General features: G+C 70.1%; 21 protein-coding genes. 15 read left to right on the top strand and 6 right to left on the bottom strand.

The window, feature by feature from the left end; genetic code table 11:
* The 5 genes from HRC28_RS22880 to HRC28_RS22860 all read left to right on the top strand — a co-directional run bounded on the left by HRC28_RS22880 (position 1) and on the right by HRC28_RS22860 (position 5706).
* Positions 1 to 1230 carry a histidine kinase gene (locus HRC28_RS22880; RefSeq protein ID WP_202033154.1) on the top strand — a complete coding sequence of 410 codons (1230 nt, stop codon included), beginning with the start codon at positions 1 to 3 and terminating at the stop codon, positions 1228 to 1230.
* Positions 1231 to 1244: 14 nt separating this feature from the next.
* Complete coding sequence (locus HRC28_RS22875; protein ID WP_182380918.1) at positions 1245 to 1886, top strand: response regulator transcription factor; 642 nt, start codon at positions 1245 to 1247, stop codon at positions 1884 to 1886.
* A 45-nt stretch (positions 1887 to 1931) separates the two neighbouring features.
* Positions 1932 to 3383, top strand: coding sequence for a bifunctional UDP-N-acetylglucosamine diphosphorylase/glucosamine-1-phosphate N-acetyltransferase GlmU (gene glmU, locus HRC28_RS22870; protein ID WP_182377661.1), 1452 nt, complete (start codon positions 1932 to 1934; stop codon positions 3381 to 3383).
* Positions 3383 to 4579, top strand: a complete 1197-nt coding sequence (locus tag HRC28_RS22865) for an LCP family protein (RefSeq protein ID WP_182377660.1) — start codon at positions 3383 to 3385, stop codon at positions 4577 to 4579. Before glmU ends, HRC28_RS22865 begins: the two co-directional genes overlap by 1 nt.
* Positions 4580 to 4725: 146 nt before the next feature.
* Positions 4726 to 5706 (top strand): ribose-phosphate diphosphokinase, encoded by a 981-nt coding sequence (locus tag HRC28_RS22860; RefSeq protein WP_182377659.1) that lies wholly within the window; start codon positions 4726 to 4728, stop codon positions 5704 to 5706.
* 6 nt (positions 5707 to 5712) lie between these two features.
* On the opposite strand, the gene HRC28_RS22855 is transcribed toward HRC28_RS22860, so the two are convergent.
* Positions 5713 to 6885, bottom strand: a complete 1173-nt coding sequence (locus tag HRC28_RS22855; protein ID WP_182377658.1) for an ATP-binding protein — start codon at positions 6883 to 6885, stop codon at positions 5713 to 5715.
* A gap of 147 nt (positions 6886 to 7032) precedes the next feature.
* Complete coding sequence (locus HRC28_RS22850; protein ID WP_182377657.1) at positions 7033 to 7659, bottom strand: maleylpyruvate isomerase family mycothiol-dependent enzyme; 627 nt, start codon at positions 7657 to 7659, stop codon at positions 7033 to 7035.
* A gap of 94 nt (positions 7660 to 7753) precedes the next feature.
* On the opposite strand from HRC28_RS22850, the gene HRC28_RS22845 reads away from it, so the two are divergent.
* The 6 genes from HRC28_RS22845 to HRC28_RS22820 all read left to right on the top strand — a co-directional run bounded on the left by HRC28_RS22845 (position 7754) and on the right by HRC28_RS22820 (position 11946).
* Positions 7754 to 8185 (top strand): MarR family winged helix-turn-helix transcriptional regulator, encoded by a 432-nt coding sequence (locus tag HRC28_RS22845; protein WP_182377656.1) that lies wholly within the window; start codon positions 7754 to 7756, stop codon positions 8183 to 8185.
* Positions 8186 to 8392: 207 nt separating this feature from the next.
* A complete protein-coding gene (locus tag HRC28_RS22840) occupies positions 8393 to 9016 on the top strand; it encodes a 50S ribosomal protein L25/general stress protein Ctc (RefSeq protein ID WP_182377655.1) in 624 nt (207 codons plus the stop codon).
* 101 nt (positions 9017 to 9117) lie between these two features.
* On the top strand, positions 9118 to 9720 hold the full coding sequence (gene pth, locus HRC28_RS22835) for an aminoacyl-tRNA hydrolase (protein WP_182377654.1): 603 nt from the start codon (positions 9118 to 9120) through the stop codon (positions 9718 to 9720).
* Between the two features lie 132 nt (positions 9721 to 9852).
* Positions 9853 to 10644 carry a 3'(2'),5'-bisphosphate nucleotidase CysQ gene (locus tag HRC28_RS22830; protein ID WP_182377653.1) on the top strand — a complete coding sequence of 264 codons (792 nt, stop codon included), beginning with the start codon at positions 9853 to 9855 and terminating at the stop codon, positions 10642 to 10644.
* Positions 10645 to 10658: 14 nt separating this feature from the next.
* Entirely contained in the window at positions 10659 to 11486 is an 828-nt protein-coding gene (locus HRC28_RS22825) for a hypothetical protein (protein ID WP_182377652.1), read from the top strand.
* Between the two features lie 55 nt (positions 11487 to 11541).
* Complete coding sequence (locus HRC28_RS22820) at positions 11542 to 11946, top strand: VOC family protein (RefSeq protein WP_182377651.1); 405 nt, start codon at positions 11542 to 11544, stop codon at positions 11944 to 11946.
* A 3-nt stretch (positions 11947 to 11949) separates the two neighbouring features.
* Here the strand turns inward: HRC28_RS22820 and HRC28_RS22815 are convergent, their stop codons facing one another.
* Entirely contained in the window at positions 11950 to 12567 is a 618-nt protein-coding gene (locus HRC28_RS22815) for an alpha-ketoglutarate-dependent dioxygenase AlkB (protein ID WP_237111882.1), read from the bottom strand.
* Between the two features lie 163 nt (positions 12568 to 12730).
* Here HRC28_RS22815 and HRC28_RS22810 point away from each other — a divergent pair, with 163 nt between their 5' ends.
* Positions 12731 to 13420: a GntR family transcriptional regulator gene (locus tag HRC28_RS22810; protein WP_182377649.1), complete on the top strand. Its 690-nt coding sequence runs from the start codon at positions 12731 to 12733 to the stop codon at positions 13418 to 13420.
* A 21-nt stretch (positions 13421 to 13441) separates the two neighbouring features.
* Here HRC28_RS22810 and HRC28_RS22805 read toward each other — a convergent pair whose 3' ends face one another.
* Positions 13442 to 13807: a hypothetical protein gene (locus tag HRC28_RS22805; RefSeq protein WP_182377648.1), complete on the bottom strand. Its 366-nt coding sequence runs from the start codon at positions 13805 to 13807 to the stop codon at positions 13442 to 13444.
* Positions 13808 to 13979: 172 nt separating this feature from the next.
* Between HRC28_RS22805 and HRC28_RS22800 the strand changes: the two genes are divergently transcribed.
* A complete protein-coding gene (locus tag HRC28_RS22800) occupies positions 13980 to 14645 on the top strand; it encodes an NAD(P)H-dependent oxidoreductase (RefSeq protein WP_182377647.1) in 666 nt (221 codons plus the stop codon).
* A 2-nt stretch (positions 14646 to 14647) separates the two neighbouring features.
* Here the strand turns inward: HRC28_RS22800 and HRC28_RS22795 are convergent, their stop codons facing one another.
* Together HRC28_RS22795 and HRC28_RS22790 are read right to left on the bottom strand one after the other, a co-directional pair.
* Positions 14648 to 15262 carry a hypothetical protein gene (locus HRC28_RS22795; RefSeq protein ID WP_182377646.1) on the bottom strand — a complete coding sequence of 205 codons (615 nt, stop codon included), beginning with the start codon at positions 15260 to 15262 and terminating at the stop codon, positions 14648 to 14650.
* Positions 15263 to 15309: 47 nt separating this feature from the next.
* On the bottom strand, positions 15310 to 16491 hold the full coding sequence (locus tag HRC28_RS22790) for an RtcB family protein (RefSeq protein ID WP_182377645.1): 1182 nt from the start codon (positions 16489 to 16491) through the stop codon (positions 15310 to 15312).
* Between the two features lie 249 nt (positions 16492 to 16740).
* Between HRC28_RS22790 and HRC28_RS22785 the strand changes: the two genes are divergently transcribed.
* Both HRC28_RS22785 and HRC28_RS22780 read left to right on the top strand, forming a co-directional pair.
* Positions 16741 to 17052, top strand: coding sequence for a chorismate mutase (locus HRC28_RS22785; protein ID WP_182377644.1), 312 nt, complete (start codon positions 16741 to 16743; stop codon positions 17050 to 17052).
* A 13-nt stretch (positions 17053 to 17065) separates the two neighbouring features.
* Positions 17066 to 17443 carry a hypothetical protein gene (locus tag HRC28_RS22780; RefSeq protein WP_182377643.1) on the top strand — a complete coding sequence of 126 codons (378 nt, stop codon included), beginning with the start codon at positions 17066 to 17068 and terminating at the stop codon, positions 17441 to 17443.
* Positions 17444 to 17562: the final 119 nt, after the last annotated feature.

Below are 17562 nucleotides of genomic sequence, written 5' to 3'. Positions count from 1 at the left end.
ATGGACCTTCTCGCGCCGATCCGTCTCGGGCGGCCGTACGCCGTGACCGCGGACGGCATCGTCGACCGGCTTCGCCTGACCCTGATCTCGGCCGGGTACGCCGCGTCCTTCCTGCCGAGCCTCGCGCTCGCGATCCTGACCATGCTGTGCCTCGTGCTCGGCCCGGCGCTGGGGATCGGCGTGCTGCTCGCCCAACTGGTGTTCCCCGCGACGGCTGGCCTCACCGCCGCCCACCGCCGGATCAGCGGCCAGTTGCTCGACGAGGAGATCGTTGCGGGCTACGCCTCGGACCGTGGCGCACCCGTGCTGGTGCGGCCGCTGCGCTGGATGCGGGACCCCGCGCGCTGGCGGAACTTCGGCTTCCTGTGGTTCTCCGCGTCGGGCGGGTTCGCGATGTCGCTGCTCCCCGTCGCCCTGCTGACCCTGCCGTTGACCTGGCTCATCCTCGCGATCACCGCATCGGGCTGGATCTGGTTGTTCCTGCTCGTGGGCAGCGGTCCGGCCTACGTGGCGTGGTGGTTCATCACGCCGCCGCTGGTCCGGGCGCGGGCCCTGGCCGAGCGCGGCATGCTCGGCAACTCCCGGGTCGCTGAGCTGGAGGAGCGGGTGGAGCGGGTCCGGGAGTCGCGTGCGGAGACGCTGGACCACTCGGCGGCGGAGGTGCGCCGGATCGAGCGCGACCTGCACGACGGTGCGCAGGCCCGGATCGCGTCGGTCGGCATGAACGTCGGGCTCGCCGAGAAGCTGGTCCACACCGACCCGGCCGCGGCTGCCGCACTGCTGCGCGAGGCCCGCGAGACCACGATCGATGCGCTCGAGGACCTGCGCGGTGTCGTCCGCGGCATCCACCCGCCGGTGCTCGCCGACAAGGGCCTGGCTGGTGCGATCGAAGCGCTGACCCTCGCGCTGCCCGTCCCGACGTCAGTCGCGATCCAGGTGCCCCGGCTGCCCGCACCGGTCGAGTCCGCGGCCTACTTCGCCGTCGCGGAGTGTCTCGCCAACACCGTCAAGCACGCCCGCGCCGGACGCGCCTGGGTCACCGGTCGGTACGACGGCGAACGGCTCCGGATCACGGTCGGGGACGACGGACGGGGCGGCGCGGATGCCGCCGGCTCCGGCCTGACCGGAGTGGCTCGCCGACTCGACGCGTTCGACGGCGACCTGCACGTGCTGAGCCCGGCAGGCGGGCCGACGCTGGTCGAACTGGAGGTTCCGTGCCGGATCAGTTGAGCGACGGGCCGCCGATGCGGGCGGTCCTCGCCGAGGACCAGGCCCTGCTCCGGGTCGGCCTGACCCGGATCCTCGAGTCCGGCGGCATCGAGGTCGTCGAAGCGGTCGACAACGCTCCCTCGCTCGCCCGTGCGTTGACCCGCGACGACATCGACATCGCCGTGGTCGACGTACGACTGCCGCCGACGTTCAGCACCGAGGGCCTGGAGGCGGCCACCACGGCCCGCCGGGCCCGGCCGGGGCTGCCGGTCCTCGTGCTCAGCCAGTGGGTCGAACCGCTCTACGCCCGTGACCTGCTGGCCAGCGGCGAGGGTGCTGTCGGGTACCTGCTCAAGGACCGGGTCGCCGACGTGGACGCGTTCCTCGCCGCGGTCCGGCAGGTCGCCGGCGGCGGCACCGTGCTCGATCCCGAGGTCGTCGCCGCGCTGGTCTCGGCCCGCAGCCGGCCGCTCGACCGGCTCACCGACCGCGAGCGCGAAGTCCTGACCCTGATGGCCGAGGGACGCACCAACGCAGCGATCGCGGCCCGCCTCGTCGTCACCGAGAAGGCGATCGGCAAGCACACCAACAACATCTTCGCGAAGCTCGACCTCCCGCCCGCGGCCGACGACAACCGGCGCGTGCTGGCCGTGCTCGCGTGGCTCGACGGGCGCTGAACGTCGACACGCGTGCGTAAGGACCCACACCCTAGGGTGGCTCTCGTGACCGACCAGTTGACCGTCATCGTCCTCGCCGCCGGCGGGGGCACCCGGATGAAGTCCAAGACTCCGAAGGTGCTCCACCGGATCGGTGGCCGCAGCATGATTGGCCACGTGCTGGCCGCTGTCGCCAGCCTGGAACCGAACCGCGTGGTGACCGTCGTGGGCCACCAGCGCGAGCTGGTCGCACCCCACATCACCGAACTGCGACCCGACGCCGTGCTCGCCGTCCAGGAGGAGCAGCTCGGGACCGGGCACGCCGTACGGATCGCCCTGGAAGCCCTCGGCGACGTGCCGCGCGCCGGCACCGTCCTGATCGCGTACGGCGACACGCCCCTCCTCGAGGGCGCCACGCTCCGCGCCTTCACCGAGTCCCACCGCGGCGCCCAGGCGGCCGTGAGCATCCTCAGCGGCATCGTCACCGACCCCCACGGCTACGGCCGGATCGTGCGCGATGCCGAGGGTGGCGTCGAGGCGATCGTGGAGGAGAAGGACGCCAGCGACCTGCAGCGCGCGATCACCGAGATCAACTCCGGCATCCTCGCCTTCGACGCGGCGTTCCTGCTCGACTGCATCGGCCGCATCGACAACGACAACTCCAAGGGCGAGTACTACCTGACCGACGCGGTCGGTCTCGCCCACGGCGACGGCCTGACGGTCGCGGCCCACGCCGTCGACGATGCGCTGCAGACCGAGGGCGCCAACGACCGGGTCCAGCTCGCCGAGCTCGGTCGCGAGCTCAACCGCCGGATCGTCACCCGCTGGATGGCCTCGGGTGTCACCGTCATGGACCCCGCCACGACCTGGATCGACGCGGACGCCGTGCTCGCCGCGGACGTCACGATCCTGCCCGGCACCCAGTTGCTCGGCGCCACCGTCATCGCCGAGGACGCAGTCATCGGACCGGACACCACCCTCGAGGACTGCGAGATCGGCGCGGGCGCGCGGGTGGTGCGCACCCACGGCCAGCTCGCCGTCATCGGGGCCAACGCGAACGTCGGCCCCTTCGCGTACCTGCGTCCCGGCACGCTGCTCGGTGCCGACGGCAAGATCGGCACGTTCGTCGAGACCAAGAACGCGCAGATCGGCGCGGGCGCCAAGGTCCCGCACCTGTCGTACGTCGGCGACGCGGAGATCGGCGAGGGCTCGAACATCGGCGCCGGCACCATCTTCGCCAACTACGACGGCTCCGCGAAGCACCGCACGAAGGTCGGTCGGCACGCCAAGACCGGCTCCAACAACACGTTCGTGGCCCCCGTCGAGATCGGTGACGGGGCCGGAACCGGGGGCGGCACCGTCGTACGACGGAACGTCCCGCCGGGGGCGCTGGCCGTGAGCGGTGGGCCGCAGCGCAACCTGCCCGGCTGGGCGCAATCCAAGCGTGCCGGGACGGCCCAGGCGGAGGCCGCTTCGGCCGCCGCAGCGGAGGACAAGCCAGCGGGCGACAGCGCCTGATGGCACGGAGCGGCCGGCGCAAGGCGCCGCAGCCGGGCCGGACCGTCGCTCGGGTGATCGTGGCGAGCCTGCTGTCCCTGGGCGTGCTCACCGGTCTCGGCGTCGTCCTCGTCTACAACCACTGGAACAGCAACGTCGACCAGGTCCCCATCGGAGACCAGGTCAAGAACCGCCCTGCTGCGAAGACCAAGGCGATCAACATCCTGGTGATGGGTTCCGACACCCGTGACGGCAAGGGCAACGGCGTCGACGGGGAGTCCGGCGGTGGCCTGTCGGACACCACGATGCTGTTCCACCTCTCGGCGGACCGGAAGTTCGCCTACGGGATCTCCATCCCGCGGGACTCCGCGGTCATGCGGCCGACCTGCTACCGCGACGACGGGTCGGAGATCGCCGCCACCACGGGCTACGTGAAGTGGAACGAGGCGTACGCCGCCGGCGGCCCGTTCTGCACGATCCAGCAGTTCGAACAGCTCACCGACATCCGGATCGACAACTACCTGCTCGTGGACTTCAACCAGTTCAAGGACATGGTCGATGCCCTCGACGGCGTCGAGATCTGCCTGCCCCAGGACATCGACGACGAGGAACGCAACGTCCACCTCAAGGCGGGCACCCGGGTGGTCGACGGCGAGGAGGCGCTGGCCTACGTGCGGGTCCGCTACGGCATCTCGGGCGGCATCGACCCGAACCGCACCCGCCGCCAACAGGCGTTCATCGGCTCGATGATCAGCCGGGCCCTCACCGCCGGGATCCTGACGCGGCCCGACAAGCTGGTCTCCTTCATGAACGCTGCGACATCGTCGTTGCAGACCAACTTCAAGAACATCGGTCAGATGGCCGACCTGGGCCTCGACGCCCGCAAGGTCGGCGCGGACAACATCAAGTTCGTCACGACCCCGTGGATCTACAGCGACAAGGTCAGTTCGGGCGTCGAGTGGACCGAGGCCGTGGACCGCCTCTGGGCCCTGGTCCGCAACGACGAGCCGTTGTCGGCGGAGTTCCGCAAGGACGCGCTCAGCGCCAGCGACGAGCCCGACGGAGCTTCGACGGACCCTTCGCCCGACGTGTCGGAATCAGGGACGCCGGACGGTTCCTCCACGGGTACGACGGACGAAGCGACCGACCCGGCTGCTCCCGGCGGCTCGGACGGGTTGTCGACGAGCGGGCGCGAAGCGGCGGGCCTGTGCACCTGAGCCCCACCTGACCCGCACCTGACCTGCACCTGGCACGCCCGGCGTCGTCGGTGAACAGTCCCAAAACGGACGGGGACTTGGGGCCGACCCCCACCAGCAGGCAGAATCCTCGGCATCACCTCCGGCGACCCAGGGGAGTCACTCGCGTGAGCGGTCTGAAGAAGACGACCGAGAAGAACATGATGCTCTTCTCCGGACGTGCCCACCCCGAGCTGGCCGATCAGGTCGCGGAGATCCTGGGGCAGGGCCTCGTGCCCACCCAGGCCTACGAGTTCGCCAACGGCGAGATCTACGTGCGCTACGAGGAGTCGGTCCGCGGTTGCGACGCCTTCGTGATCCAGAGCCACACCACTCCGATCAACGAGTGGATCATGGAGCACCTGATCATGGTCGACGCGCTCAAGCGCGCCTCGGCCAAGCGGATCACCGTGGTCATGCCGTTCTGGGGCTACAGCCGCCAGGACAAGAAGCACCGCGGCCGCGAGCCGATCTCGGCGCGCCTGATCGCCGACATGTTCAAGTCCGCGGGCGCGGACCGGATCATCACCGTCGACCTGCACGCCGACCAGTTGCAGGGCTTCTTCGACGGCCCCGTCGACCACCTGATGGCGCTGCCGCTGCTGGCCGACTACATCAAGTCCAAGTACGGCGACCAGCCGCTCGCCGTGGTCTCGCCGGACGCCGGCCGGATCAAGGTCGCCGAGCGCTGGTCTGCCCGCCTCGGCGGTGTGCCGCTGGCGTTCATCCACAAGACCCGTCGTACCGACCGGCCGAACGAGACCGTCGCCAACCGGGTCGTCGGTGACGTGAAGGACCGGATCTGCGTCCTCACCGACGACATGATCGACACCGGCGGCACGATCGTGAAGGCCGCCGAGGCGCTGATGGCCGAGGGCGCGGCCGGCGTGGTCATCGCGGCCACCCACGCGATCCTCTCCGACCCCGCGGTCGACCGCCTCAAGAACAGCACTGCCGTCGAGGTCGTCATCACCAACACGCTCCCCGTGCCCGCCGAGAAGCAGTTCGACAAGCTCACCACGCTGTCGATCGCGCCGCTCGTGGCCCGGGCGATCCGGGAAGTCTTCGAGGACGGCTCGGTCACGAGCATGTTCGACGGCCACGCCTGACGCAGTTCACGCGTCGTCGAGGCCCCGCACGAAGGCACCGAAGCCCGGCAGGGTGAACCGCACCAGGCCGTGACCGACGGGCTCGATCACGCCCTTGGCGATGAGCCGCTCCCGGGGCATGCTGATGGCGCGTGACTCGCGGCCCATGCCGGCGGCGATGTCGGCGCGGGTGACGTTGCCGTCGCCGCAGAAGGCCATCGCGCGGAGGAACTCGCGCTCGATCCGGCCGGCTGCTCCCCAGCGCGCACGGTGCATCGCGGAGAGCTGGTCGCGCGCAGCCGGCAGGCCCTTGCGGACGGCGGGCATCCCGAGCTTGGTGCCGCTGGCCGGCCGGGCGGAGTCCCACGTCGTACTGCCCAGGAGCTGGAGCAGGTACGGATAACCGTGAGCCTCGGCGACAACGGCCGAAAGCGCGGCGGGCGTCCACTCGACGCCCTCGGCGGCCGCGGGGTCGGTCAGGGCTGACGCGGCGTCGACGTCGGACAGGACGTCGAGGGCGATGAAGGAGCTGCGTTCGCCGAAGGTCGCGGCCCGGGTCAGCGCCTCGGGCGTCACGGGCAGGCCGGCGGCGACCGTCGCGATCGGGGTTTCCTCGCGATCGCCGTCGAGGTTCTGCAGTGTGTTGAGCAACACCGAAAGGTCGCTGGACGAGGCCGTGTGCAACTCGTCGAGCAGGATCATCAGGCCGGCGCCGCCACGCTTTCGGACCACGGTTGCGCTGTCGTGGAGCAGCGACTGGAGCAGGCCCACGGCCGCCGGCGGCGGCGTCACCGGTTCGGACCGGCCGATCTCGGCCTGCACCTTCGCGCCGGGGAGTCCGACCTCCAGGGTGACCCGCTCGAGCTGGCCGCGCCACCGGTTGCCCGCGGGTCCGCTGGGGACAGCGTCCGCCTGCTCCAGGGCCCGACCCACACTGTGGACGATCTCGGGGAGGACCGGTCGGTCGCGGGAACAAGCGGTCCACGACGTGACGAAGCCGGCGGCCTCGGCGCGGCGCTGGCTGGCGCGCAGGAGCGAGGTCTTGCCGACACCCCGAGGCGCGTGGAAGACCAGCAGCGGTCCGCCCATCTCGCCGAAGGCCGCTACGCGGCCGAGGAGGTCGTCGATCCGACGCATTTCCTCGGTGCGCCCGGCAAGGATGCGGGGCACCTGACCAGGTGTGTACGGGTTGTTCGGCATCGGACCTCCGAGACGAGATACCAGTTTATACTTCGTCGAAGTATAACTTCGTATCCTGCGTGGCGGCGGTGCCACGCTCGTCGAGAACCATGCCACGGACGTCCGACGGGAACGGGGAGCCCGACGGGTCCCGGCCGGGGAATCCGATCAGTGCACGTGGGCCAGGCCGTCGCCGGTGACGAGCGCCGGATCGGGGGTCCGGCCCGACGCCAACATCAGCAGTTCCTGGATCGGACCGCTGATCGTCGGCCCCTTGCCCCGGTCCCACTCCACGTCGGTGGCGACCATCCGGACACTCCGGACGAGCTTGCCCGTTCCCATCAGGGGAGCGAGGCGTCGTACCCGGTCGGCGGCGACGGCCGCGGCGGCCGGTGGCATCGCGCGGGTCCGGCCGAGCGGGCGCACGATGTCCTGGTGGTGCAGGAGTGCGTCGATGAGCGGCTCGACCGAGGTGGTCGTGGGGACGTGGTGCGTGCTGGTCGCGTAGCGCTCGAAGTCCCCGAGGATGCTGTCGCGGGTCTCGCGCGCGCCGATCCGCTTCACCTCGCGGAAGATCATCGTGTTGTAGCCGCGGCCGAGGTTGCGCGCCATCAGGCCGCCCATCTCGCGCCAGCCGATCTGCGGCGTCGAGATGACGTGCGCGGCGACGTCGTGGACGGTCCATCCGGGGCACAACGTGTCGTGGGACCAGTCCTCGTCGGTGAGTTCGGCGAGCAGGCTGGCGAGGGCGGCGCGCTCGGCGTGGATGTGGCGCCAGAGTTCGCTCCTGTCCATGGGGACGTCCTTCCTGTCTCGTTCGATGGTCAGGCTTCCTGACTGATATGGTCAGGCGAACTGACCGTTCCGTCAAGCCCTTCGAGGAGGCGCGATGACCGATCCCCATCCAGCGCTGCTGATGTTCATCAGTGCGCGGTACGCCGAACAGCGGATCCACGAAGCGATCGTGGCCGCTGGTTTCGACGACCTCACCCCGGCGATGGCGCGCGTCGCGGCCCGCGTCGCGGAGCAGGGGAGCAGGGTCACCGACCTGGCCGAGCAGGCCCGGATCACCAAGCAGAGCGCGAGCGCCCTGGTGGACCAACTCCTCCGGGCCGGGTACGTCGACCGGGTGCCCGATCCGTCCGATGCCCGCGCCCGACTCGTGGTCGGTGCGCCGCGCGGGGACCAGGTGCGCAAGGTGGCCCGGCGCGAGGAGCGCGCGATCGAGCAGGAATGGATCCGCCACCTCGGCCCGGAGGCGATGGCGGCACTGCACGGAGCCCTCGCGTCGTTGCGCGAGATCACCGACCCCTACCGCTGACCGGAATTTCGCCGTACCCCCGGATCGTGGGTAATCTTCTCCGGTTGCCTCGGCGAGGGAGCTCCCGCTTCTATGACTCCGTGATCGACTGGGCCGGCTCGTAGTACGTCACGACGCCGCGCGCCCTGCCGGTCACCGGGTGAGGGAAGCGCGGCGCTCCTGTTTCCGGGGCTCCCACCGAGACCCAGACGATCCAGGAGATTCCCCATGAGCACCGAGAAGATCAAGGCCGAGATCCGCGCCGAGTTCGGCAAGGGCGCTGCCCGCCGCATCCGCCGCGAGAACAAGATCCCCGCGGTCGTCTACGGACACGGCAACGAGCCGATCCACGTCACCCTCCCGGGCCACGAGACCATGATGGCGATCCGCCACGGTGGCGCCAACGCGCTGCTCGAGCTCGACATCGACGGCACCATCCAGCTCGCCCTGACCAAGCAGGTCCAGGTCGACCCGGTCCGTCGCCTCCTCGAGCACGTCGACTTCGTTGCCGTCGTCCGCGGCGACAAGGCCACCGTTGACGTCCAGATCCACGTCGTCGGCGACGCCGAGAAGGACACGCTGGTCGTCACCGAGAACAACACGATCCAGGTCGAGGCTGACGCCACGAACATCCCCGAGTCCATCGAGGTCAACATCGAGGGCGCCGCCGCCGGCACCCAGTTCCTCGCTGGCGACGTCGTGCTGCCCGCCGGCACCACGCTGGTCACCGACCCGGAGACCCTGATCGTCAACGTCACCGGTGCGCAGGACAGCGACACCGGCGACGAGGCCGCTCCGGCCGAGGGCGAAGACGCTGCGGGCGACGCCGCCGAAGCTGGCGACAGCGAGTGACCTTCAGTCGGCTCAGGTGGTTCCTGGGCCGTCTGATCTCCCCGGCACGTTCCATCGTGCCGGGGAGTTCTGCCGTTCCTGACGAGACCGAGGAGGCCCCCGTGGCAGACGACACCAGCGCCGATGTGTGGCTCGTCGTCGGACTCGGCAACCCCGGGCCGTCGTACTCGGGACATCGGCACAACGTCGGCCACCTCGTGGTGGATGAACTCGCCCGCCGGATGGGCAGCGGCTTCCGCGCCCACAAGACCGGCCGTGCGGACGTCGTCGAGGGGCGCTTCGGTGCGCCCGGTTCGGCTGCGCCGCGCGTGGTCCTCGCCAAGGCGCGCACGTACATGAACGAGTCGGGTGGCGCGATCAAGGCGCTGGCCACCTTCTACAAGGTGCCCGCCGACCGGATCATTGCGATCCACGACGAGCTCGACATCGACTTCGGCACGCTGCGCAGCAAGCTCGGCGGCGGCGACAACGGCCACAACGGCCTCAAGTCGATGCGCTCCTCGCTCGGCACCGGCGACTTCTACCGGGTGCGGGCCGGCATCGGCCGCCCGCCCGGCCGCCAGGACGTCGCCGACTTCGTGCTGTCCAACTACTCCGGCGTCGAGCGCAAGGAACTGCCCTTCCAGGTGGACTCCGCTGCCGACGCCGTCGAGTCCCTGGTCACCGACGGCCTCGAGAAGACCCAGCAGCGCTTCAACTCCTAGCGCGAGTTGGGGTTTGTAGCCGCCGACTTGGGGTTTGTCCCCGTCGAGTTGGTGCCTTGTGTACGACGGCGCGGACACAAACCCCAAGTCGCGGGTCACAAACCCCAAGTCGGCGATCGCTAGGGTGACCCGGTGACCTTTGATCCCGGCGTCCCCGCCGCTGATGTTGTTGCCGATGACCACCAGTTCGCGGCCTGGCTGGCCGAGGCTGCGGGCCAGCGTCTGCTGGAAGTCCGCACCGAGGGCCTCGAGGGCAAGGAACTCAAGGACGCCGGTGACCGGGCCGCCCACGTGCTGCTGATGGACCTGCTGGCGACGTACCGCCCTGACGACGCCGTCCTGTCCGAGGAGGCGCTCGAGGACGCCGCCGACAAGGACGCCCGCCTGCAGTCCGACAAGGTGTGGATCGTCGACCCGCTCGACGGCACCCGTGAGTTCTCCGAGCCGCCCCGCGACGACTGGGCCGTGCACGTGGCGCTCTGGCAGGCCGGCACCCTGATCGCCGGTGCGGTCGCGCAGCCGGTCCTCGGCGAGACCTTCAACACCGGCACCCCGCCTGTCGTCCCCGTGCGTACGTCGGCCCGCCCCCGGATCGCCGTTTCCCGTACCCGTCCGCCCGCCTTCGTGCAGGCCCTGGCCGCCGAGATCGACGCCGAACTGGTGCCGATGGGGTCGGCCGGCGTGAAGATGATGTCCGTGGTTCGCGACGTCGCAGACGCCTACGTGCACGCGGGCGGGCAGTACGAGTGGGACTCGGCTGCTCCGGTGGCCGTGGCCCGCGCAGCCGGCCTGTTCACCTCGCGCGTCGACGGCAGCGAACTGGTCTACAACCAGGCCGATGTCTACCTGCCTGACGTGATCGTCTGCCGCCCTGAGTTGTCCGAGCAGATCCTCGCCTTCATCGCCGCGCACGGCACGGACTGATCCGACAGTCCGCCATGGTCGAGCAGAAGGTCGCCCAGGAGGAGGCCCGGTCGCCCATCGACTGGCCGGCCACCTTCGCGGGCGCGGCGGCGGCGGTCACCGTTGCCGTCCTGCTCTCGACCCTCGGTGCCGCCGGAACCCTGATCGGCGCGGCGCTCGGCAGCGTGGTCGCGACCGTCAGTACTGCTCTCTACAAGCAGGGCATCGAGTCCAGTCGCCGTCGGATGGCCGAGGTCCAGGCGGTTGCCCTGCAGAAGGTGAACCTGGCTGACCAGGACCTGCGACGGGCAGAAGGGCACCCCGAAGGGCCGCGGGCCCAGCAGGACGTGGCACGAGCTCGCGAGCGGCTCGACGCGGCCAGCAGTGCGCTGGACCCCGACGCGGATCGGCCGACCGTGGAGCGGCCCGTGGAGCGGCCCGTGGAGCGGCCCGTGCTGAAGGAACCCGGTCGCTGGTCTGACCTGCCGTGGCGGCGGATGGCCCTGCTCGCGGTCGCCGTGTTCGTGCTCGCGCTCGGCGTGATCAGCATCGTCGAGGTGCTGGCGGGCAAGAGCGTCTCGACGATCACGGGCGGTACCGACGACGACCGCACCTCCATCACCGGGATCTTCGGTGACCGCACCGGGACGGACGAACAACCGACCGAGCAGGTCACGCCGACCGACCCCACCACCGGGCCGACCGAGAGCGAGTCGACCACCCCGACCCAGGAGACGTCGGCGACCACGACCGACACCACCGAACCGACTCCCTCGGACACCCCGACCGCGACGGTCACCGTGACCGAGACGGCCACGGAGTCCGTCGACCCGGTGGATCCGACGGCGTCCGCCACCCCCTGACGAGCCGGGCGGAAATCCGGTTGTGGCAACGGCTGGCGCCGGTGAGAGTGGCCGCATGACGTCGTACATCTCGCACACCACCGTCGACAGCCTCAACGCCTACGAGCTCTCGGAGTGGTGGAAGCCCGTCCTCGGCTACGTCGACGTGGACGGCGACCCGAACCTGCCCGGGCACGTCGAGTGCATGATCCTCGACCCCGTCACCGGCCACCAGATCCTCTTCCTTCAGGTGCCCGACGCCAAGACCCCGCTGAAGAACCGCGTGCACTTCGACCTGCGCCCCCGTGAGGTCAACCGGGACGAGGAGGTGGCCCGTCTCCTGGAGTACGGCGCCACCCAGGTGGCCGACCATCGCGGCATCCACGGGCCCGGGTCCGGCTGGGTCATCCTCGCCGACCCCGAGGGCAACGAGTGCTGCATCCTGCGCTCGGACGCCGAGCTCACCGCGCAGGAACAGTAGGGCTCAGAACACGCCGAAGGGGCGGAACTGGACCGAGATCCGCGGTCCGGCTGACGCCACCTTGGGGACCGCGTGCTCCCAGGTGCGCTGGCAGGAGCCACCCATCACGACGAGGTCGCCGTGGCCCATCTCGACCGCGAATCCCTCGCTGCGTCGCTCCGGATCGCGGGGCCGCAGGTGCAGCTTGCGGGGATCGCCGACGGACACGATGGCGACCATCGTGTCGTGGGTCGAGCCGCGCCCGATGGTGTCGCCGTGCCACGCGACGCTGTCGCGCCCGTCGCGGTAGTAGCAGCAACCGGCGGTCCGGAACGGCTCGCCTAGCTCGTCGCCGTAGCGGGTCGTCAGGTCCTCGCGCGCAGCCGTCAACGCCGGGTGGGGCAGGTCGTCGCCAATCATGTAGGTGTGGACGAGGCGGGGTACGTCGACCACGCGGTCGTACATCGACCGGCGCTCTGCGCGCCAGGGGACTTCGTTGACCAGCGCCGCGAAGACGTCGTCGGCGTGGGGGAGCCAGTTGCGGGCGACGTCGACCCAGGCGCCGTCGCTCAGGGCGCGACGCTCGATCGGGCCGGTCTGTTCGGGCGCGACCGTCTCGAACAGGGTGCTCTGGAAGTCCACCGCCATGGGGCCCATCGTAGACCCTGATCGAACAGGTGTTCGTACGACGTGGCCGTGGAGATGTCCGCGAATCCGATGGTTCGGGCAAATAAATCGGAGTTCGCCGGACGCGTCGTCGGCCCCCTCCTAATCTCCGAATTGTGGCAATGGTCGAGGGGGGTTGATGAGCCGCATGCTCAAGCACGTGGAGATCCGCGAGTACGTCCGCGAGCTCGTTCGTGGCAGCGCGCCCGGCACGGCGGCGCCGTCCGAACGCGACCTGGTCGACCGCTTCGGTGTCGCCCGGATGACTGTGCGTCAGGCGCTCGATGCACTGGTCGGTGAGGGTGTGCTCGAGCGGTTCCCGGGACGGGGCACCTTCGTCGCCGTACCGCGGCGCACGCCCACCGGAGTCTCCAGCTTCACCGAGGACATGGCGGCCAAGGGGGTCGTCGCTGAGTCACGCACGCTCGTCGCAGAGCGTGTCTCGCCGACCCCGTCGGTTGCCGGTGCCCTGCGCCTGCGCCCCGACGAGATGGTCGTGCACTGGCAGCGGCTGCGCCTGGCTGACGGCCGACCGGTGTGCCTGTCGGACGCCTTCTTGCCGGAGAGCATGGTCCCGGGCCTCCTCGAGAAGCTCCCCGCCAGCCTGTACGACGACCTGGCCTCTCGTGGCCGCCGACCCACCTGGGCCGAGGACGACGTCGCGGCCCGCACGGCGACGGACGTCGAGGCCGGTCTGCTCGAGCTTCCGGTCGGTGGAGTGGTCCTGCGGCGGGCGCGTCGCGCGCTGTGGCGCGACATCCCGGTCGAGGTGTCGCGGACGATCTACCGCGGCGACCAGCACTCCGTCTGCCTGCTCCTGCGCGACTGAGATCGACCGGGCCAGGCCACCTCAGCCGGTCAGGCCTCCCAGCGGAGCGACCGTCTGGCCGGTCTCCTCGCACACCCACTGTGGGTCCGGGCCACCCAGGTCCGGGTCGATGTGCAACGCGTGGATCGGCCCGTCCTGGCAACCGACGCACACGGGCCAGAGGCCTTCGCGGGTGCCGCGGCCGAACTGATCGGCCAGCGCGTCCTGGAGGTCCTGCGCGATGAGGCCGCCGATGTACGGCGCCCCGTCCGTCCACTGCTCGAGCCACCATCGCCGTTCGGAACAGGCCTCCTCGAGAAGGGTCACCGTGTTCGGCGTCCCGAGGGCACGGGCCTCGAGATCGGCGAGCACCTGCGCCCGGGCCACGAAGATCACGGTGTCGTCCACAGGCCCATTGTGCGTTGGTTTCCCAAGGGCGCTCGGGAGCCGGTCTGCACGGTTCCGTTGGTGGCGCGCGCGGGTGCTGCGGCGCTAGCGTCGGCATGTTGTCACGCCCGGCTCTCGGTGCTCGTCCCGCCGGACCTGTCCTGCCCACTGAACCCGCGCCCCTGGAGCCCCCATGAGCACTCGTCTCCTGCACATCATCGCCACGCCCCGTGGCCTCGCTTCCAACACGGGACGCGTCTCCAGCGTCCTGATCGAAGAGCTGCACCAGAAGTACGACGACCTCGAGGTCACCACGCTCGACCTCTTCAGTGCTGACCTCCCCGCGGTCGCGGGCGTCAACATCAAGTCCAAGTACGCCCTGATGACGGGTCAGCCCGTCGACGAGGCGGCGACCGGGTCGTGGCAGGAGATCGAGCGCACGATCGAGCAGTTCCTCGCCGCGGACCTGTACGTCCTGACCGTGCCCATGTGGAACTTCGGCATCCCCTACGCGCTGAAGTACTACATCGATGCGATCGTCCAGCCGGGCTACCTGTTCACCTACAACGAGCAGGGCCAGCCGGTCGGCCTCGTCGAGGGCAAGAAGATGGTCTGCGTGACCTCGCGCGGCGGCGACTACTCCCAGCCGCCGATGTCCGAGCTGGACCAGGTGCAGAGCTACCTCGGCAGCATCTTCGGGTTCGTCGGCATCAGTGACATCGAGTTCTTCCCCGTGCAGCCGTGCGACGTGACGGTCGAACTGCGCAACGCCGCAGCCAAGGCAGCGATCGCCGATGTGCGGGCCTGGGTGGCAACGGGGGCCTGGGACGCGCAGCCCGCGGTGTCGCTCGCGCCGTAGCGCTACCCGGTGGCCTCGAGGGCCTCGATCTCGCGAGCCAGGTTGGGGCGGGCCGCGGCCTCCCAGTGCGCGGCGCCGTAGGCCGTGTGGAAGAGCCGCGGCTTGCTCGACAGTGCCCGCAGGACGTCGGCGCGGCCCTTGTTGAAGACCTCGTCGGGAAGGTGGGCGTACTCGGTGCGCACCGCCGCGACATACGCGTCGTAGCGCTCCGGCGGCGCCGCGAGGATCGCCAGGTCCGCGTCCGAGAGTGCCGCGCCGTTGGCGTCACCCTCCTCGGGACGGTGGTGCTCGGTCAGCCGCACCAGACGGACCACTTCGGCCACGGTCGCGGCGTCGGCGAAGGCGGGGAGCGCCTCCTCGGCCCAGGTGGCCGACCGCTCCTCGGCGTCCCGCTCGCCGTCGTACACGGCATCGTGGAACCACGCGGCGAGCAGAACCGGCGTGCGGTCGTACGTCGTCTCGTGCTGGCTCAGCGTGTCGAGGTGCGCGAGCACCTCGCGCAGGTGCCGGGTGCCGTGGTGCCCGCGTTGCGGGTCGGCGTACGCGGCGAGGACCTCGTCTCGGAGCGGGTCGGCGCCGGACAGGGGCCAGGGCAGGTCGGGATGGTCGTCCTCCATCGGGACATTCAAACCGACCGCCCCAGCCCCTGTCACGGCGGTGGGTGTCAGTCGCCCTTCACGTTCACGATCTGCCGCAGCGTGTGCCGGATCTCAACGAGGTCGGCGGCGTCCGCCATCACCTGGTCGATGTCCTTGTACGCCGCCGGGATCTCGTCGATGAACGCGTCGGTGTCGCGGTACTCGATGCCCACCATCGCCTCCTGCAGCTGCTCACGCGTGAACGTGCGCCGGGCCCGCGAGCGGGAGTACTCCCGCCCCGCCCCGTGCGGCGCGGAGTTGAGTGCCACCTTGTTGCCGAGCCCGCTGACGACGTACGACGCCGTCCCCATGGAGCCGGGAATCAGGCCGGGCCGCCCGAGCTCGGCGTTGATCGCACCCTTGCGGGACAGCCACACCTGCTTGCCGAAGTGGGTCTCCTGCTCGGTGTAGTTGTGGTGGCAGTTGATCTCCTCGCCGCGCGCCACGTCGTCGACCGACCCGAGCCCGAGCCAGTCGGCGAACTGCCGCACGACCCGGTCCATCATCTCCTCGCGGTTGAGCAGCGCGTAGCGCTGTGCCCACCGCATCTCGCGGATGTAGGCCCAGAACTCGTCGGTGCCCTCGGCCAGGTAGGCGAGGTCCTTGTCGGGCAGCGGAATCCACCACTTCTCGCACAGGTCGCGCGCGACCTTGATGTGCTTCTGGGCGATTTTGTTGCCGACACCGCGCGAACCCGAGTGCAGGAACAGCCAGACCCGCTGCTCCTCGTCGACGGTGACCTCGATGAAGTGATTGCCGGATCCGAGCGTGCCGAGCTGCAGTTCCCACCGGCTCGCGTAGCGACCGGGCTCGAACCCGGCTTCGCTCGCCGCGGCAGCGAGCTGCTCGAGCCGCTGCTCGGTGTGGGGGCGGCTGACCTTGCGGTTGGCCGCGCCGGCCGAGAGCGGGATCGCCCGCTCGATGGCCTCGCGCAGCGGACGCCGATCGCTCGGCAGCTGGTCGGCGGTGAACTGGGTGCGCACGGCGATCATGCCGCAGCCGATGTCGACGCCGACTGCGGCCGGGATGATGGCGCCGAGGGTCGGAATGACCGAACCCACCGTCGCTCCCAGGCCCAGGTGGGCGTCGGGCATCAGCGCGAGGTGCGGGTGGATGAACGGCATCTTCGCCGTCGTCACCGCCTGGTCGCGCGTGCCCTGCTCGAGGATCGAAGCCCAGTTGATGAGCTTCGGCGTGATCTTCTCCATCGTGGTTTCCTCCTCGTCGGCAGCGCGGTGAGAGGCGCGCGTGACGGCAGCTTGCTGCCCCCTTCGCGCCGAAGACGCGCTCGACCGTCGAGCTCAGTGCCCTTCTTGTGTGCTCGGTTGACCAGCGGTTGCGGGCCAACCGAGCACGTTAGGTCCGCGGAAATGCGTTGCGCACTGCATTTCGGCAGCAGTAGGTGGACGGCGTGTTACAGCATCCGGCGCGGGCGGCGATGTGGCGCGTACGGCAGGATGGAGTCCGTGAGTGCAGAAGAAGCGCGGGCCGAGCTCCACCGTCTCCGGTCGAGCATCGACAACCTCGATGCCGCCCTCGTGCACCTGCTCGCGGAGCGGTTCAAGTGCACCGAGCAGGTCGGCCAGTTGAAGGCGAAGGCCGGCATGCCGCCCGCGGACCCGGCGCGCGAGTCGGTGCAGATCGCCCGTCTGCGGTCGATGGCCGAGAGCTCGGGCCTGGACCCGCACTTCGCCGAGAAGATCCTCAACGTGATCATCGCCGAGGTCATCCGCAACCACGAGCAGTTCGCCGAGGACGCCGAAGTCTGATGTGGCTGGTGCCATGAGAAGTCGAGAGCTCCTGCTCGGGCTGGTCGCCGTCGGACAGGCAGCGCTGTTGTGCTGGCTCTTCGCGGTTGCCGACGGGGACGGCGTTGCACTCGTCGTTGCCCGATTCCTGCTCGGGGTCGCGGTCCTGGTTCTGGTGCTGGCAACGCTGCCGACGCTCTTTCCGCGCCTGGGGCTGGGACGGGTCGCGCCCGCCGCCGCCCCGCCAGTGATCCTCTGGTGCAGCGTCGCTTTCGTTGCAGGCTCTGGTGCGGGGCTCGTCGTCGATGGGTGGTCCGACCTCCACCTGCTGGGCCTCGCCCTCGGTTTGGCAGGGTTGGGTGCGGCGGCAGGCGCGCGTCGCCGGACCAAGGCGCTTACGCCGTCGGTCTGACCTGAACGGTCCACCCTCTGTCCACCGGCAGCCTTCTCGAAGGCACCTGTCCACGGCCTCACGGCCGGGTACCTGCACCTAGCCGGCACGGTGAGGTGGGATGAACGCATGACCGCGAT

Origin of the sequence: Nocardioides sp. WS12, assembly GCF_014108865.1 — a bacterium.
In the GTDB taxonomy this organism is placed as follows: domain Bacteria; phylum Actinomycetota; class Actinomycetes; order Propionibacteriales; family Nocardioidaceae; genus Nocardioides.
The sequence above is the reverse complement of the archived record's forward strand: the minus strand, read 5'-3'. Positions and strand labels throughout refer to the sequence as shown.

What these genes read in the sequence shown, in the direction of transcription:
- HRC28_RS22810 (WP_182377649.1), top strand. Translation starts at nt 12,731, where the DNA reads ATGAGCCGCATGCTCAAGCACGTGGAGATCCGCGAGTACGTCCGCGAG.
- HRC28_RS22825 (WP_182377652.1), top strand. Translation starts at nt 10,659, where the DNA reads ATGGTCGAGCAGAAGGTCGCCCAGGAGGAGGCCCGGTCGCCCATCGAC.
- HRC28_RS22795 (WP_182377646.1), bottom strand. Translation starts at nt 15,262, where the DNA reads ATGGAGGACGACCATCCCGACCTGCCCTGGCCCCTGTCCGGCGCCGAC.
- HRC28_RS22850 (WP_182377657.1), bottom strand. Translation starts at nt 7,659, where the DNA reads ATGGACAGGAGCGAACTCTGGCGCCACATCCACGCCGAGCGCGCCGCC.
- HRC28_RS22865 (WP_182377660.1), top strand. Translation starts at nt 3,383, where the DNA reads ATGGCACGGAGCGGCCGGCGCAAGGCGCCGCAGCCGGGCCGGACCGTC.
- HRC28_RS22800 (WP_182377647.1), top strand. Translation starts at nt 13,980, where the DNA reads ATGAGCACTCGTCTCCTGCACATCATCGCCACGCCCCGTGGCCTCGCT.
- HRC28_RS22840 (WP_182377655.1), top strand. Translation starts at nt 8,393, where the DNA reads ATGAGCACCGAGAAGATCAAGGCCGAGATCCGCGCCGAGTTCGGCAAG.
- HRC28_RS22785 (WP_182377644.1), top strand. Translation starts at nt 16,741, where the DNA reads ATGGAGTCCGTGAGTGCAGAAGAAGCGCGGGCCGAGCTCCACCGTCTC.
- HRC28_RS22780 (WP_182377643.1), top strand. Translation starts at nt 17,066, where the DNA reads ATGAGAAGTCGAGAGCTCCTGCTCGGGCTGGTCGCCGTCGGACAGGCA.
- HRC28_RS22790 (WP_182377645.1), bottom strand. Translation starts at nt 16,491, where the DNA reads ATGGAGAAGATCACGCCGAAGCTCATCAACTGGGCTTCGATCCTCGAG.
- HRC28_RS22855 (WP_182377658.1), bottom strand. Translation starts at nt 6,885, where the DNA reads ATGCCGAACAACCCGTACACACCTGGTCAGGTGCCCCGCATCCTTGCC.
- HRC28_RS22820 (WP_182377651.1), top strand. Translation starts at nt 11,542, where the DNA reads ATGACGTCGTACATCTCGCACACCACCGTCGACAGCCTCAACGCCTAC.
- HRC28_RS22880 (WP_202033154.1), top strand. Translation starts at nt 1, where the DNA reads ATGGACCTTCTCGCGCCGATCCGTCTCGGGCGGCCGTACGCCGTGACC.
- HRC28_RS22845 (WP_182377656.1), top strand. Translation starts at nt 7,754, where the DNA reads ATGACCGATCCCCATCCAGCGCTGCTGATGTTCATCAGTGCGCGGTAC.
- HRC28_RS22875 (WP_182380918.1), top strand. Translation starts at nt 1,245, where the DNA reads ATGCGGGCGGTCCTCGCCGAGGACCAGGCCCTGCTCCGGGTCGGCCTG.